Origin of the sequence: Bradyrhizobium niftali (assembly GCF_004571025.1) — a bacterium.
GTDB classification, from domain to species: domain Bacteria; phylum Pseudomonadota; class Alphaproteobacteria; order Rhizobiales; family Xanthobacteraceae; genus Bradyrhizobium; species Bradyrhizobium niftali.
The window spans coordinates 1-697 of the sequence record NZ_SPQT01000134.1; the positions used below are offsets into that span (position 1 = coordinate 1).

At 63.1% G+C, this 697-nt stretch carries 2 protein-coding genes; one reads left to right on the forward strand and one right to left on the reverse strand.

Annotated features, from left to right (window positions below; genetic code table 11):
- Positions 1–79: 79 nt before the first annotated feature.
- Positions 80–424: a hypothetical protein gene (locus tag E4K65_RS46760; protein WP_135179769.1), complete on the forward strand. Its 345-nt coding sequence runs from the start codon at positions 80–82 to the stop codon at positions 422–424.
- 8 nt (positions 425–432) lie between these two features.
- On the opposite strand, the gene E4K65_RS46765 is transcribed toward E4K65_RS46760, so the two are convergent.
- Positions 433–697: transposase (locus E4K65_RS46765; protein WP_209312100.1), on the reverse strand; the 265-nt coding region annotated here is incomplete at its 5' end.

The following is a 697-nucleotide window of genomic DNA, read 5'->3' on the forward strand; positions in this document are numbered from 1 at the left end:
GTGTCGGATGGGCCTTTACCTTCGCTGCCGCCGCCTACAATCTGGTGCGGCCGCCCAAGCTGATCGCGGAGACCGGCTGATGGCCAAGGCGCCCGGCTTCGCCAGGGCCTTTGTCGGCCGCTGGCGCATCGTTGAGATGGACAACTGGGACACTGACTTCCTCGATCTTGTCGAAGAGGCGCATCTCAGCTTCAGGGGCAAGTCCGATGGCGAAATCGCCTTTGGGGCCCTGAAGGGCTTCCTGGACGTGCGTTACGGCACCCGCGACGGTTCGGCGTGCGCGGAGTTCTCGTGGGAAGGGCACGACGAAAATGACCCCGCCTGCGGTCGCGGATGGGTTATGATCGGCACTGCCGGCAGGCTCGTCGGCCACTTCTATATCCACAATGGCGACGATTCAGTCGTTTGTGAAGAACGTCTCTGAGCACCGTTTTAGGCAAGGTGTGGTTGCGATAGGTGGCGACAGAGTATCCATAACAGGCCGCGTAAAAGTTCCGCGAGCCAGCGGCGAAGCAGGCTGAAGTTGTAGCCAGCGGCGGCAAGCACGGCGTTGATGCGGTCGCCGTCGCGGCCCTTGAGATGGTTACGGCGCATCCGGTGGTCGTCCTTGAGATGGCCGATCACAGGCTCGACGGCGGCGCGACGCCGCATCTCGCGGCGGATCGCTTTGGTGACACGGCGAACCTGGCCGCTGATC

Coding starts and splice junctions, on each gene's coding strand:
- E4K65_RS46760 (WP_135179769.1), top strand. CDS start 80: ATGGCCAAGGCGCCCGGCTTCGCCAGGGCCTTTGTCGGCCGCTGGCGC.